13 protein-coding genes are annotated in these 13,394 nt (G+C 74.6%); 9 read left to right on the top strand and 4 right to left on the bottom strand.

Features of this window, described 5'->3' with window-relative positions; translation table 11 throughout:
- Positions 1-36: 36 nt before the first annotated feature.
- From FKD65_RS33290 to FKD65_RS33280, 3 genes are all read right to left on the bottom strand, one after another.
- Positions 37-981 (bottom strand): NADP-dependent oxidoreductase, encoded by a 945-nt coding sequence (locus tag FKD65_RS33290; RefSeq protein WP_141582314.1) that lies wholly within the window; start codon positions 979-981, stop codon positions 37-39.
- Positions 982-1,244: 263 nt separating this feature from the next.
- On the bottom strand, positions 1,245-1,748 hold the full coding sequence (locus FKD65_RS33285; RefSeq protein ID WP_141582312.1) for a MarR family winged helix-turn-helix transcriptional regulator: 504 nt from the start codon (positions 1,746-1,748) through the stop codon (positions 1,245-1,247).
- Between the two features lie 44 nt (positions 1,749-1,792).
- The gene (locus tag FKD65_RS33280) at positions 1,793-4,066 is read right to left on the bottom strand and encodes a lantibiotic dehydratase (RefSeq protein WP_240809718.1); all 2,274 of its coding nucleotides are present in this window, start codon (positions 4,064-4,066) and stop codon (positions 1,793-1,795) included.
- Between the two features lie 97 nt (positions 4,067-4,163).
- Here FKD65_RS33280 and FKD65_RS33275 point away from each other — a divergent pair, with 97 nt between their 5' ends.
- Positions 4,164-5,201: a ketoacyl-ACP synthase III family protein gene (locus FKD65_RS33275; protein ID WP_141582308.1), complete on the top strand. Its 1,038-nt coding sequence runs from the start codon at positions 4,164-4,166 to the stop codon at positions 5,199-5,201.
- Between the two features lie 36 nt (positions 5,202-5,237).
- On the opposite strand, the gene FKD65_RS33270 is transcribed toward FKD65_RS33275, so the two are convergent.
- Entirely contained in the window at positions 5,238-6,857 is a 1,620-nt protein-coding gene (locus tag FKD65_RS33270) for an AMP-binding protein (protein WP_141582306.1), read from the bottom strand.
- A 145-nt stretch (positions 6,858-7,002) separates the two neighbouring features.
- Between FKD65_RS33270 and FKD65_RS33265 the strand changes: the two genes are divergently transcribed.
- Genes FKD65_RS33265 through argC form a run of 8 tightly spaced genes read left to right on the top strand, consistent with a single transcriptional unit; the run spans position 7,003 to position 13,392 of the window.
- Positions 7,003-7,902: a sulfotransferase gene (locus FKD65_RS33265; RefSeq protein ID WP_205718321.1), complete on the top strand. Its 900-nt coding sequence runs from the start codon at positions 7,003-7,005 to the stop codon at positions 7,900-7,902.
- Position 7,903: 1 nt separating this feature from the next.
- Positions 7,904-8,677, top strand: coding sequence for an SDR family NAD(P)-dependent oxidoreductase (locus tag FKD65_RS33260; protein ID WP_141582304.1), 774 nt, complete (start codon positions 7,904-7,906; stop codon positions 8,675-8,677).
- 2 nt (positions 8,678-8,679) lie between these two features.
- Positions 8,680-9,549, top strand: a complete 870-nt coding sequence (locus tag FKD65_RS33255) for a family 3 encapsulin nanocompartment shell protein (protein WP_141582302.1) — start codon at positions 8,680-8,682, stop codon at positions 9,547-9,549.
- Positions 9,549-10,391 carry a transketolase gene (locus tag FKD65_RS33250; RefSeq protein WP_141582299.1) on the top strand — a complete coding sequence of 281 codons (843 nt, stop codon included), beginning with the start codon at positions 9,549-9,551 and terminating at the stop codon, positions 10,389-10,391. Before FKD65_RS33255 ends, FKD65_RS33250 begins: the two co-directional genes overlap by 1 nt.
- Positions 10,388-11,389, top strand: coding sequence for a transketolase family protein (locus FKD65_RS33245; RefSeq protein WP_141582297.1), 1,002 nt, complete (start codon positions 10,388-10,390; stop codon positions 11,387-11,389). The genes FKD65_RS33250 and FKD65_RS33245 overlap by 4 nt, the downstream gene beginning before the upstream one ends.
- Complete coding sequence (lysW, locus tag FKD65_RS33240; protein ID WP_141582295.1) at positions 11,364-11,531, top strand: lysine biosynthesis protein LysW; 168 nt, start codon at positions 11,364-11,366, stop codon at positions 11,529-11,531. Before FKD65_RS33245 ends, lysW begins: the two co-directional genes overlap by 26 nt.
- The gene (gene lysX / locus FKD65_RS33235; protein WP_240809717.1) at positions 11,528-12,382 is read left to right on the top strand and encodes a lysine biosynthesis protein LysX; all 855 of its coding nucleotides are present in this window, start codon (positions 11,528-11,530) and stop codon (positions 12,380-12,382) included. The genes lysW and lysX overlap by 4 nt, the downstream gene beginning before the upstream one ends.
- On the top strand, positions 12,379-13,392 hold the full coding sequence (gene argC / locus FKD65_RS33230) for an N-acetyl-gamma-glutamyl-phosphate reductase (RefSeq protein ID WP_141582293.1): 1,014 nt from the start codon (positions 12,379-12,381) through the stop codon (positions 13,390-13,392). Before lysX ends, argC begins: the two co-directional genes overlap by 4 nt.
- Positions 13,393-13,394: the final 2 nt, after the last annotated feature.

Genomic DNA, 13,394 nt, shown 5'->3' with positions numbered 1-13,394 from the left:
GCGGCCAGGCGGTCAAGGTGCCGGTGGGCGGCGCCGTCAGGCGCCGGGTGCGAGGACGACGACCTTGCCGGACACCTCGCCCGCGGCGGCCCTGGCGTGGAGCGCCGGCAGCTCGGCCAGCGGCACCCGCTCGGCGACGTCGATGCGCAGCTCGCCGCTGTCGACCAGGGCCACGAGCTGCGCCAGCTGGCCGGCGTCGCTGCGGACGAAGAGGTCGACGCCGCGCACCCCGCGCTCCTCGTCGGAGGGCGCGGGCATCCACACCGTCGTGTTCACGATGACGCCGCCCGGACGGACCAGGTCGGTCATCGCGGCCAGCTCGTCCGGGGCGACCGGCGCGAGGTTGAACACGACGTCGACCGGTTCGGTCACCGCCGAGGACAGCACCGTGGTGGTGTGGTCGACGACCTCGTCGGCGCCCGCCGCCCGGGCGCGGGCGCCGCTGCGGGGGCCGGCCGTGGCGATCACGTTGGCACCGGCCCTCTTGGCGAGCTGCACGGCGTAGCCGCCGACCGCTCCGCCCGCGCCGTTGACCAGCACGCGCTGCCCGTCCGCCAGCTTGGCGTGGTCGAAGAGCGCCTGCCACGCGGTGAGGCCCACCGCCGGCAACGCGGCGGCGTCGGCCAGCGGGACGTTCTTGGGCGCGGGCGTGAGAACCTCGGCCGGCGCGAGGACGTACTCCGCGGCCGCGCCCGCCCCCGCCATGGGCAGGAAGCCGACGACCTGGTCACCCACCTCGACGCCGGCGACACCCTCGCCCAGCGCGTCGACGGTGCCGGCGACGTCGAAGCCGGGGGTGTGCGGCAGCTTCACCGGGATGGGACCGCGCATGCCGCCCCCGCGAATGCCGGCGTCGATGGGGTTGAACGAGGTCGCGGCGACGCGGATCCGGACCTCGCCGGCGCCGGGGGCGGGCTGCTCCACGTCCTCGTAGCGCAGGACGTCGGGCTCGCCGTACTCGTGGAAACGCACTGCCTTCATCGGGGTCTCGCCTTCACTGGTCCTAGTTGCTTCAAATTCGAAGCGCCTGCACTCAAAGTACTGCTGATTCAAATTCGAAGCAAGTGGCGTCCGACACCCCGGCCCTACCCGGGCCGGGGTCGGGAAACGTCCCGGCCCCGCGGGTCCGGCGAGGATGCGGGGAGGGCAGGGCGGACACGCGACCGGCGAGGTCACGGATGTGGCGCGGGCGGACTACCCGGGTGGGCCGCCGCGTCGAGCTACGGGACGGCGGCCCGGAGCCGTCACGTTCCGCGCTTGCGGCGGCGGGGTGCCGCCGAGCGGGGCGGCGCGGCGCGCATGTGGTCCCGTACCGGCACGAGCAGGTCGGCGAGGGCCCTGACGTCGTCGCGCGACAGCGGCTCGAAGAGCAGGCCGCTCACGACCTCGATGTGGCCGGGCAGCACCTTGGCGAGCAGCGCGCGGCCGGCGTCGGTGATGGTGACGGCGATGCCCCGCTCGTCGTCCGAGGCGGGGGCGCGCACGACGAGGCCCGCCTTCTCCAGCAGGCCCGCCTGGTAGGTCAGGCCGCTGCGGCTGTAGACGACGCCGTCCGCCAGGTCGGTCATGCGGTGGCTGCCCGTCGGCGAGTCTCCGAGGCGGGCCAGCAGCTGGAACTGCACGTAGCTGAGGTCGCCGGCCTCGCGGAGCTGCTGCTCGACCGCGTGCCGGAGCAGGCTGGTCACCTCGATGAGCGCGAAGTACGCGCCGAGCTGCGCGGGGTCGAGCGACGGCGACGGGTCGGGCATGGCCGAAGTCTACTGCTGCGAATTCGAAGGGTCCGGTGCGATGTTCAGGGACGTTCCGGATCGCAGAGCTGGAGCCGCAGCTCGCAGCCGTAGCGGCGCCCCTCCGCGTCGGGGAGCCACGATTCGTCCAGGTCCGGGAGAAGTTCGGTGAAAACGACGGGTACGTCGTCGCCGGACGCCTCGCGCGCCGTGCGGAGCAGCGTCGCGAACGACGAGACGTACCGGGGGCCGGTGAAGTCGACGTACACGGGCTTGACCTCCGTGCCCACCTTCGCGAACACGCGCTCGGGCATCCCGAGGGCGCGGCGCAGGCGGCGGGCGGCGAGGTACTCGTGGTGGCCGTGCGCGGGAGCGATGCCCGTCCCGCCGACCGTGGTGCGCCAGGTCTCGCGGGCGACGACGAGCCGGTCCAGCGTGAGCCGCGGCTGGTGCGGGCCCGCGCCCGCGAGCTTGAACGCCTCGGTGCCCAGCCAGCCGAACAGCAGGGCGAACACCTCGCGGAGCGGACGCCGGAACCCTTCGGGCCCGGTGACCTCCAGGGTTCCGTCCCGCTCGGACACGGTGAGCGCGGCCAGCGGGAGGACGCGGGCGGGGTCCGCGCCGGGTGCGGCCGTGAACGCCAGCTGGTGGTCGGTGACGCCGAGGACCGGCGCGATGCGCGCGGTGTACCGGGGCCACCAGGTCGGGTACAGCGGACGGAACTGGGGGCCGATGTCCTCGGCCGCCGCGGCGCGCAGCCGTTCGGGGTCGGGGTGGCGCTCGGTGAACAGGGCGCAGTCGAGGGTCGGCCACGCGGTGTGCATCTCGCCGAGGACCAGGGTGAACTCCCCCGCCGCCATCGCCTCCACGCTGGTGGCGCGGACACACAGGTCGGGGCTGTGGATTCGGGCGCCTGCCCAGCCCGGGCGTTCGGCGGCGAACAGCCGGGCGGCCTCAGCGCGGAGGCCTTCGGAGGTGAAGCTCCGGCGGTGTTCGTGTGGCGCGGAACCCAGGTCGAACAGCGCGGTCCAGCGGCGGCCGAACTCGGCGGCGACCGCGTCCGCCGGCCGGTCCTTCCCGGTCAGGAGGGGTTGGGCGGCGTCCCAGAACTCCGGCATCGCGACGGTCGCGCCGGGTTCGAGGAGGTCGCGGAAGGCGGCGTCGTACGCGTCCGCCAGGACCGCCGACAGCCAGCGCGAGGCGGGCAGGAGGACCGACCCGAACGGGCCCGACAGCGCCTCAAGGAGCGGGCGGCCTAACGTGAGGTCCAGGTCGCGGACGGTCTCCTCGTAGCAGAGCCGCCGTCCCGCGTACATCTGCCCGCTCCGCCGCTCCGGCTCCGCTCCGGTGACGGCGGTGAACTCGGCGTCCAGCACGCTCAGCGCGGCGGCCAGGGCGTCGGCGTCGCCCGCCGCGGCGGCGACGGCGGCGCGCGCCCGGTCGAGCCGGGCGAGCCCGGCCAGCGCCCGCTCCCGTGCCCGCGGCTCGGGGATCGCTTCGAGCGCCTCGCGCAGGACGTGTTCCGCTTGCGGGTGGTACGGCATGTTCACACCGCGCCAGACGATCCCGTCCTCGACCAGGCGGTCCAGCGCCGCGGCCAGGTGCGGTTCGGGGGCGATCTCCGCCGCGGCTCGGGTGCCGTCGCATCGGGCGAGCACTTCGGCCTCGGCGCCGGTCAGGGAGCGCGGGCCCTCCGGGCGCAGGACGCGGTCCCCGTCGACGGACAGGTGCGGGTGGAGGCCGGCGGGCAGCCATGGGGCCACCTCCGGGTCGTCCAGGAGCGCGGCGACGTAGGCCTCCAACGCCCAGAACTCGAAGTCGACCTGCCGGGAACGCACCAACCCCCCGCCGGGCCGCACCTTCACCGCCTCCGCCGCTTCGGGGTCGAGCAGGCCCCAGGCGACGGGGCCGAAGAAGCCCGCGGTGTCGTTCTTGCCGCAGTAGCGCTGCCAGTAGCGGACGAGGGTGTTCTCGCGCGCCCGCCGCTTCTGGCGTTCACGCCTCGGGTTCCTGCCCGGCCGGGCGGCCGGATCGTCGGCGAGACGTGCCAGATGCCGCGCGGCGCCGGGATTCTGCCATGTCACCGCTTCGCGGAAGAGCGGGTCCGCGGCGATCTTCGCGACGGCGCGGCCCGCGGCGGCCAATGCGGCGTCCACGGCCTGCGCGAATTCGGTCTCGCTCGCGTCCCCGTCGAGAAACGCGTCGGCGATTCGGGCGCATTCCGGTCCCGCGAAAAGGGCGAGGCCGTCCGCGGGAAATCCGGTCGAGCGGATCAGCACATCCCGCCAAACCGACCACGGCGTTCCTGGTAGTGGCACCGAGTGCCCCGTGTCGACCACCGCGAACTCCCTCCGCCAGCGAAACGGCTCTCGCCCCGGGACGATGATCACCATAATGTGTTGATTTGTTCGCCGTCACCATCCCGGAGGTCCGCAAATGCGCTGCGACGGTCTGTTCCTCGCCGGGCTCGCCCACCGGCTCCCCGAGACCGTGGACGTCGACGGCGCGGTGGAGGACGGCCGTTACGAATCGGGCGACCGGAAGGCCGACGACTACGCCTCCGTCACGGTCTCCGCCGGGGAGGCGCCGCCCGAGATGGCCGTCGTCGCGGCGCGCCGCGCGCTGGCCCGGGCGGGGCTTCCGCGGTCCGGCGTCGCGATCGTCCTGCACGCGTCGGCCTGGTTCCAGGGCGTCGACTACTGGGGGGCCGCCTCGTACGTGCACCGCGAGGTCCTCGGTGAGGACGGCCGGCACGCGCCCGCGATGGACGTCCAGCAGATGTGCGCGGGCGCGCTGGGCGCCCTGGAACTGGCCGCGTCCTACCTGGCCGCCGACGCCTCCCGCGGGTCCGCCCTGGTCACGACCGCGGACCGGTTCGCCGATCCCGGCTTCGACCGTTGGCGCGGGGACGTGCGCGGCATCGTCTACGGGGACGGCGCGGCCGCCGCGGTCCTCGCGCGCGACGGCTTCGCCCGGCTGCTGGCCGTCTCGACGGTCGCCGACACCGGGCTGGAGGGCATGTACCGGGGGGACGAGCCGTTCGCCGCCGTGCCCGGCCGCCGGGTGGACGTGCGCGCCCGCCGCGCCGCGTTCTCCGCGCACGCCCGGCACCTGGCGGGGAGCCTGCCCGACCGGATCGCCTCCGGCCTGGCCGAGGCCGTCGGCCGGACGCTGGACGAGGCCGGGCTGGAAATCGGCGACATCTCCCGGTTCGCCTTCCCGAACGTCGGCCTGCACGTGCTCCGCACCCGGTACGCCGAGCCGTTCGGCCTGGAGGTGGAACGCACCACGTGGGACTGGGGCCGCCGCACCGGGCACGTCGGCGCCGCCGACCAGCTCACCGGCCTGACCTGGCTGGTCGAGACCGGGCAGGTCGGGCCGGGCGACCGGGTGATGCTGGTCGGGATCGGCGCCGGGTTCGCCTGGACGTGCGCCGTCGTCGAGATCACCGCCCGCCCCGCCTGGGACGCCTGACCCGCACGGGACGCCCGACCCGCACGGCTCGCGCGTTCAGGTCAGGCGTTCGCGGAGTGCCGTCTTCTGCACCTTCCCGGTGACGGTCGTGGGCAGCTCGTCCACCAGCTCCAGCCGTTCGGGCCAGTAGATCGGGGTCATCTCCGCCTCCTTCAGCGTCGCCCGGATCTCCTCCAGGGTGACCGGCGGCGCCCCGGCGGCGGGCACGACGACCGCGCAGATGACCTGGTCGGCGCCCTCCCTGACCGGGATTCCGATCACGCTGGCCTCGGCGACGCCCGGATGCCGGCCGATGGCCGCCTCCAGCTCGGTGTCGGGCACGAGCAGGCCGTTGCGCAGCACGGTGTCCTTGGCCCGCCCGGTGATGCGGATGCCGCCGCGGCCGTCGTCGCGGGCGAGGTCGTCGGTGTTGAACCAGCCGTCCTCGTCCAGCAGCGCCTGGTAGGTCTCCGGGCGCCGGACGTAGCCGAGGCACTGGGTGGGGCCGCGCACCCACAGGACGCCCGACCCGTCGCGCTGGCCCTCGATCGGGTCGATGCGCAGCTCCATGTCGGCCATCGGGCTGCCGTCGCTGTGGGCGGCCCAGTCCTCGGGGTCGTCGGGGCGGCTGACGGTGACCGCGCCGTTCTCCGACATTCCCCACAGGGAGTGCAGCCGCAGCCCGAGCACCTCCTTGACCTCCTCGACGAGCTTCGGCGGGATCGGCGCGGAGCCGCTGACGACCGCGCGCAGCATGCCGAGGTCGCGCGGCGCCTCCCGCTGCGCGTCCACCAGCGAGCGCAGGTAGTGCGGCGGGGCGTAGACGTAGGTGACGCCGTTGGAGGCGAGCAGTTCGAGGGTGGCCGGGCCGTCCTGGGAGTCCTGGAAGACGGAGGTGCCGCCGAACGACAGCGGCATGAGCATGCCGCGGACGAAGCCCGTGTAGTGGGTGTTCCAGGCGACCATGGTGATGACGTCCGAGCCGTCGAGCCCGAACACCTCGGCCTCGCCGCGCATCGCCGCGTAGAGGGTGTTCTGGCTGTGCAGGACGCCTTTGGGCTCGCCGGTCGTGCCGGAGGTGAACAGCACCAGGAACGGCTCGTCCGCGTCGCGCTCCCGGCCGCCGAGGTCGTCCGCGCGGGTCCGCTCCCAGGGCGTGTCGAAGAAGTGGGCGTGCAGGTCGAGGGCGCCCGCGGGCTTCGGTCCGCCCGACACCGCGACGTGCTCCAGCGACGGCAACTCGCCCGCCAGCCGCACGCCGAGCTCGCCGAGCTCCTCGTCGCCGTGCACGGCCTCGGTGATCAGGACCCGCGCCTCGGTGAGGCCGAGCATGACCTCCAGTTCCCGCCGCCGGTAGATGGGCAGCAGCGGGCAGATGCGGGCGCCCGCCCGCAGGCAGCCGAGCGCGAGGGCGGTGATCTCCCAGCCGTTGGTGAGCTGGACGGCGACGGTGTCGCCCGGCCGCACGCCGAGCCCGGCCAGCGCACCGGCGCACCGGTCGGCGAGCCGGGCCAGGTCGGCGTAGGTCAGCTCGCGGGTCTCGCCGCCGACCCGGCGGGCGACGACCGCGGTCTTGCCGGGGTGCGCCCGGGTGTGCCCGCGCAGGTCGTCGAGGAAGGTCTCGTCCCGCCACCAGCCCGCCCGGCGATAGTGCGGTGCGTTGGTCGGCCCCGCCATCACGGCCTCCGTCTGTTATGTCACGACGTCACAAAAGACGAATCAATCTTGTTCTTATCGTGATGGTTCCGCTTTGCGCAAGATCATGTTTTTATGTTTTACGACCTAGGTTGCACCGGTCCACCCGGAGGAGCCGAGTTTGCCAGTGAAGGTGCTTTACATCACCGGTTGGTGCCGCAGCGGCAGCACCATGCTCGGCAACGTGCTCGCCGAGGTCCCGGGCGTGGTGCACGTCGGTGAACTGCGATTCCTCTGGTTGAACGGGATCCTCGGAACGGGCAGCAACGGCCGTTGCGGCTGCGGTTCCGGGCACCTCGAATGCCCATTCTGGTCGGAAATATTAGGGGACGTCCGGCCGTCCGGGACGTCCCTCGAACGGCACGCCGCCGAGGTCGTCGCCTGGCAGGACGCCTACCGGACGCGGCACACATGGCGGGTCCTGCGCGACCCCGCGCGCGGGCCGGCGGGCAACGGCTGGCCGGACGTGCTCGCCGCGACCTACCGCGCCGTCGCCCGGGTCTCCGGCGCGCGGGTCATCGTCGACAGCTCCAAGTTCGCCTCGGACGCCGCGCTGCTGGCGTCCCTCCCGGGCGTCGAGGGCCGCTACGTCCACCTGATCCGCGATCCCCGCGCGGTCGCGTGGTCGTGGCTGCGGCCGAAGGACTACACGGGCCGCCGCTCCGCGCTGAACAGCACCTGGCACTGGACCGGCTTCAACCTGGCGGCCGAGGCGGTCGGCCGCGCGCACCGTGACCGCTCGCTCCACCTGCGCTACGAGGCGCTGGCGCGCAGCCCGCGCGCCGCCGTCGACGCCGTCCTGGACCTGCTCGGGATCGAGGGCCGCAACCCCGTCGCCGCCGACGGGACGGTGGAGCTCGGCGGCAACCACACCGTCACCGGCAACCCGAACCGGTTCGGCCGCGGCCGGACCCGCATCGAGGAGGACCGCAGGTGGCACGCCGCGCTCCCGCGCTCCCAGCGCTCCGCGACCACGCTCATGGCGCTCCCCCTGCTGCACCGCTACGGCTACGAGAAGAGGGTGTGACGTGGACCTCGGACTGAACGGGAAGGTGGCCCTCGTCGCGGGCGGATCGGCGGGCATCGGGCTCGCGATCGCCCGCGACCTGGTGCGCGAGGGCGCGACGGTGTCGATCGCGGGCCGCGACGCCGCGCGCCTCGCCAAGGCCCGCGACGAGATCCGAGCGGACCTCGGCGCGGAGGTCGGGACGCGCCCGCTGGACGTGCGCGACACCGAGGCGGCGCGCTCCTGGGCGGACGGGGCCGCGGCCGAGCACGGCGCCGTCCACATCATGGTCACCAACGCGGGAGGGCCGCCCGCCGGGCCGACCGGGTCGTTCGGCCCGGACGACTACCGCGCCGCCCTCGACCTCGGGATGGTCTCCCACATCGGGCTCGTGCAGGCCGCGCTCCCCCACATGCGGGAGGCCGGCTGGGGCCGCGTCCTGATGGTCACCAGCGAGACGGTCCGCGACCTCATCCCCGCGTTCGCGCTGTCGGGGATCGTGCGGACCGGCCTCGTCGGCTACGCCAAGACCCTGGTCCACGAGCTGGGGCCGAGGGACATCACCGTCAACGTCCTCGCGCCCGGCTACACCGCGACGGACGCGCTGCTGTCCGGGATCACCGGCGAGCCCGAGGCGGAGACCGCCCGCGTCGCGCGGGAGGCGGGCATCCCGCTCGGCCGGGTCGCCCGCCCCGAGGAGGTCGCCGCCGCCGGGGTGTTCCTGCTGAGCGCCCGCGCGAGCTTCGTCACCGGCACCGTCCAGGTCGTCGACGGCGGCCGCTCCCTGGGGGTCTGAGTATGTCCGACCTGTCTGCATCCGGCCTGCCCGCGACCGACGTCCGCATGATGCTGGACGACCCGGAGCTGACCCGGCGCAGCCCCGGCGAGGAGTTCGCGCTCGCCCACGCCCGGCACGGCCCGGACGCGGCGGTCGAGCTGCGCGCCTCCATCAGCGACCTGTTCCCGCCGGCCAAGCGCCGCCCCCGGCTCACCGTCCGGCACCTGCTCCGCAAGGCCGTCGTGGACGCCGACGAGGTCACCGTCTTCACCGAGCGGGCCGAGAACACCTCGCCGGACGACGCCGCCCCCGAGTGGGAGTTCGACGTGGGCGCCGAGACCGTCCGGACCCAGGTCGTCCGGGCCTCGGTCCCCGTGGCCAAGGAGGTCCTCGCCGACCCCGCCGCGCTCGCCGCGTTCGTCGACTACCGCCTGCTCGTGCGGCTCGGCACGGCGGAGAACGACGTCCTGCTCAACGGCACGGGGCCCATCCAGGGCCTGCTGCGCCACCCGGGACTGCGCCGGCGCCCCGCCGACCCGGCGGACGAGGGGTCGGCGGCCCGGACGCTGCTGGCGACGGCCGCGCTGTGCGAGTGGTACGGCGGCTCGGCGGACGGCATCGTCATGCACCCCGACGACTGGTGGCCGCTCGTCGCGGAGGGCGCGTTCCTGGAACGGCTCGCCGTCCAGGGCGTCAAGGTCAGCAGGACCCGCATGGTGCCCGCGGGCACGGCCCTGGTCGGCGACTTCACCGCCGCCGCGACGCTGCTGGACCGGCGCTCGTCCACGATCCGGCTGGACGGCGGCGCGCTCGTGGCCGAGATCCGCGAGGGCCTCGCCGTGCACCTGCCCGGCCATTTCGTGCTCACCCCGCTCCCCGGCGGACGCTGATGGGCGGGCCCGCACCGACCCGCTCCCCCGCGGCGGACCTGGCGTCCGTCGCGCACCGGGTGCGCGAGCACATCGTGGAGATGTGCGCCGGACCGGAGGGCGGCCACCTCGGCGGGTCGATGTCGCTGGTGGAGATCCTCACCCTCCTGTACTTCGAGGTGATGCGCGTCGATCCGCGGCGTCCCGCGGCGATGGACCGTGACATCTTCATCCTCAGCAAGGGCCACGGCGCGATCTGCCTCTACGCGGTGCTGGCCGAGCGGGGCTTCTTCCCCGTCGAGGAGCTGGCGGAGTACTCCCGGCCGGGCAGCAGGCTCATGGGGCATCCGGTGCGCGCCGTGCCGGGGGTGGAGATGCCCACCGGATCGCTCGGGCACGGCCTCGCGCTCGCCAACGGCTTCGCCGTCGCCGACCCGGGGCGCCGCTGCTTCGCCGTCCTCGGGGACGGCGAGCTGCAGGAGGGCTCGGTCTGGGAGGCGGCCATGGCCTCCGCCGCGCTCGGCCTCGGCAACCTGACGGCCGTCGTCGACCGCAACAGCCTCCAGATCACCGGCCCCACCGAGGAGGCGATCGGGCTGGAGCCGCTCGCCGACCGCTGGCGCAGCTTCGGCTGGACGGTGCGCGAGGCGGACGGCCACGACTTCGGCGCGCTGCGCGAGGCGCTCGTTCCGGAGCGGACCGGGAGCGGGCCTCCCGTCGCGGTCATCGCGCGCACCGTCAAGGGCCGCGGCCTGCCGTCGCTGGAGGCGAAGACGCGCAGCCACTACGCGAAACTGAGCGGCCGCCAGGCCGACCGCTCACTCGCGGTGCTGCGCGCCCGGCGCAAGCGGGCGACCTCATGACCGCCGAAGGCGCGGAGCGGGCGCGGTCCGCGCGGGAGGTGTACCGGGACCTGCTGCCCGAGCTGATGCGCGCCGACGAGCGGCTGTACTGCCTGGACAGCGACACCGGGCTGTTCGACGCGGACTCCTTCGCGGACCTCCCCGGCCGCTACCTCAACCTCGGCATCGCCGAGCACAACCTGATGGGCACGGCCGCGGGCCTGGCCGCCAGCGGGAAGGTCCCGTTCGTGACCACGATGGCGACCTTCGCCGCGACCCGCGCGCTGGAGGCCATCAAGATCGACATCGCCTACAACGCGCTGCCGGTGCGGATCGTGGCCACCCACGCCGGCCTGGCCGCGGGGCATCTCGGCCCGACCCACCACTCGCTCGAGGACCTGGCCGTCATGCGGGCGCTGCCCGGCTTCACCGTGGTGGTGCCGGGCGACGCGGCGCAGGCGGGCGAGGCCGTCCGGCAGTGCGCGGCACTGGCCGGCCCCGCCTACGTCCGGCTCGGCCGCTCGGCCACCCCCGCCCTGGACGCGGCGGCCCCCGGGGGCGGGCCGTTCGAGATCGGGCGGGCGCAGTGGCTGCGGCGCGGCGGGGACGTGGCGCTCGTCGCGTGCGGGCCGCATCCCGTACTGGCGGCGGTGCGCGCCGCCGACCGGCTCGCGGAGCGGGGCATCCGGGCGACCGTCCTCAACCTGCACACGCTGCGCCCGCTCGACACCGCGGCGGTCGTCGCGGCGGCCGAGGGCACCGCGGGCGTCGTCACCGTCGAGGAGCACTGGCGCTCCGGCGGCCTCGGCGGCGCCGTCGCCGAGACCCTCGCCGAGCACGCGCCGGCCCGGGTGGCGCGCGTCGGCATGCCCGACACGTTCGCCGAGCGGGCGGGCGGCCAGGAGGACCTGCTCGACCGGTACGGCATCACGGCGGACGCGGTCGTCGCCGCGGCGCTGGACCTGACCAGCGGAACCCATGGAGGTGGAACGCATGACCCAGACCTGTCCCGAGTGTGAGGGCCCGGTGCAGCTCGCCGAGCCGGTCCGGCTGAGCGAGATCGCGCAGTGCGCCGACTGCTCCAGCGAGCTGGAGGTGGTCGGCCTGGAGCCGGTGACGCTCGCGCTCGCCCCCGAGATCGAGGAGGACTGGGGCGAGTGAGGCCGGTGGCCGTGCTGGCCTCCCGGGTGCGGTACGAGGAGAAGCGCGTCTTCGCCGCTCTGGAGCGGCGCGGGGTGCCGTACGCGCACGTGGACACCCGCCGGTTCAGCGCCGAGCTGGGCGGTCAAGCGGCGAACACGGGGCCGCGGTACGCGGCGGCGCTGAACCGGGAGATCTCCCACAGCCGCGCTCTCTACGCCTCGATGCTCCTGGAGGCGCGCGGCGTGCCCGCGGTCAACCGGTCGGAGGTGATCGCCGTCTGCGGCGACAAGCTGCGCACCTCGCTGGAGTTGGAGCGCGCGGGCGTCCCCGTCCCGCGCACGGCGGTCGCGCTCACCCCGGAGGAGGGCGTCGAGGCCGCCGAGCGGCTCGGCTTCCCCGTGGTGGTCAAGCCGCTGACGGGGTCGTGGGGACGGCTCGCGGCGGCGGTGCGCGACCGCGAGGCGGCGCAGACCGTCCTGGAGCACCGGGCCGCACTCCCCTCGCCGCTCCAGCACATCGTCTACCTGCAGGAACTCGTCGACAAGCCGGGCCGCGACATCTGTGTGATCGTGGCCGGGGACAAGGTGGTGGGCGCGACGTACCGCTACTCGGGCGGCTGGCGCACCAACGCCGCGCGGGGCGCGCGCTCCGAGCCGTGCCCGCTCACGCCCGAGCTGGTCGAGCCGGCGATGCTCGCCGCGCGGGCCGTGGGCGGCGGGGTGCTGGGCGTCGACCTTATCGAGGGACCCGAGGGGCCGCTCGTGCTGGAGGTCAACCACAACGTTGAGTTCCGCGGCTTCCAGGACGCGCACGGCGAGGGCGTGGACGTCGCGGACGCGATCGTCTCCCACGTGCTGGAGGCGGCGTGATCCGGGTCGGCGTCATGGGCGCCGCCGGGTACCTCGGCGGCGAACTGCTGCGCCTGCTCATCGGCCACCCGGGAACCGAGCTCGCCCACGCGGTCTCGACCCGGTTCCCCGGCCGCCGCGTGGACTCCGTCCACCCCAACCTGCGGGCCCAGACCGACCTGCTGTTCGGCTCGCCGGACGACCTGGACGCCTGCGACGTGCTGCTGATGGCGACCCCGCACAGGACCACCATGAACCTGCTGCCCGACATGCGGACCCGGGCCAAGACGGTCATCGACCTGTCAGGGGACTTCCGCGACCCCGACCCCGCCGTCTACGAGCGGTACTACGGCGTCCCGCACGCCGCGCCCGAGCTGCTCGGCGCGTTCGTGCCGGGCGTCCCCGAGCTGTTCCGCGCGGAGCTGGCGGAGGCCGACCTCATCAGCGTGCCCGGCTGCATGGCCACGGCGGCGATCCTCGCGCTGCACCCGCTGGCCGGCCTGGTCGGCCCGGACGTGCAGATCGACGCGCGCACCGGGTCGAGCGGGTCCGGCGCCCTCGCCGGGGACGCCAACCTGCACGCCGAGCGGAGCGGCGCGCTGCGGGTTTTCGCGCCGGTGGGGCACCGCCACGAGGCGGAGGTGACCCGGCTGACCGGGCTGGACGCCAGGATGACCGCCACCGGGGTCGAGGCCGTGCGCGGAGTGCAGGTCGTCTGCCACGCCACCGCCACCGGTCCGGTCGACGAGAAGGCCCTCCGCCGCGCCTACCGCGAGCGCTACGCCGGCGAGCCGTTCGTCCGGATCATCGCGCACCGGACGGGCACGCACCGGCTCCCCGACCCGAAGCTGCTCTCCGGGTCCAACTACTGCGACGTCGGCTTCGCCGTGGACGGCGACCGGATCACCGCGATCGCCGCGCTCGACAACCTGGTGAAGGGCGGGGCGGGCGCGGCGGTCCAGTGCCTGAACATCCGCACCGGCCAGCCCGAGACCCTGGGCCTGGGGTTCCCCGGCCTGCACCCGATCTGATG

Origin of the sequence: Actinomadura sp. WMMA1423, assembly GCF_006547145.1 — a bacterium.
Lineage (GTDB): Bacteria > Actinomycetota > Actinomycetes > Streptosporangiales > Streptosporangiaceae > Spirillospora.
Note: the sequence above shows the minus strand (reverse complement) of the source record. Positions and strands in the feature narration are given on the sequence as shown.

What these genes read in the sequence shown, in the direction of transcription:
- FKD65_RS33285 (WP_141582312.1), bottom strand. Translation starts at nt 1,748, where the DNA reads ATGCCCGACCCGTCGCCGTCGCTCGACCCCGCGCAGCTCGGCGCGTAC.
- FKD65_RS33255 (WP_141582302.1), top strand. Translation starts at nt 8,680, where the DNA reads ATGTCCGACCTGTCTGCATCCGGCCTGCCCGCGACCGACGTCCGCATG.
- FKD65_RS33250 (WP_141582299.1), top strand. Translation starts at nt 9,549, where the DNA reads ATGGGCGGGCCCGCACCGACCCGCTCCCCCGCGGCGGACCTGGCGTCC.
- FKD65_RS33245 (WP_141582297.1), top strand. Translation starts at nt 10,388, where the DNA reads ATGACCGCCGAAGGCGCGGAGCGGGCGCGGTCCGCGCGGGAGGTGTAC.
- FKD65_RS33290 (WP_141582314.1), bottom strand. Translation starts at nt 981, where the DNA reads ATGAAGGCAGTGCGTTTCCACGAGTACGGCGAGCCCGACGTCCTGCGC.
- FKD65_RS33275 (WP_141582308.1), top strand. Translation starts at nt 4,164, where the DNA reads ATGCGCTGCGACGGTCTGTTCCTCGCCGGGCTCGCCCACCGGCTCCCC.
- FKD65_RS33270 (WP_141582306.1), bottom strand. Translation starts at nt 6,857, where the DNA reads ATGGCGGGGCCGACCAACGCACCGCACTATCGCCGGGCGGGCTGGTGG.
- lysW (WP_141582295.1), top strand. Translation starts at nt 11,364, where the DNA reads ATGACCCAGACCTGTCCCGAGTGTGAGGGCCCGGTGCAGCTCGCCGAG.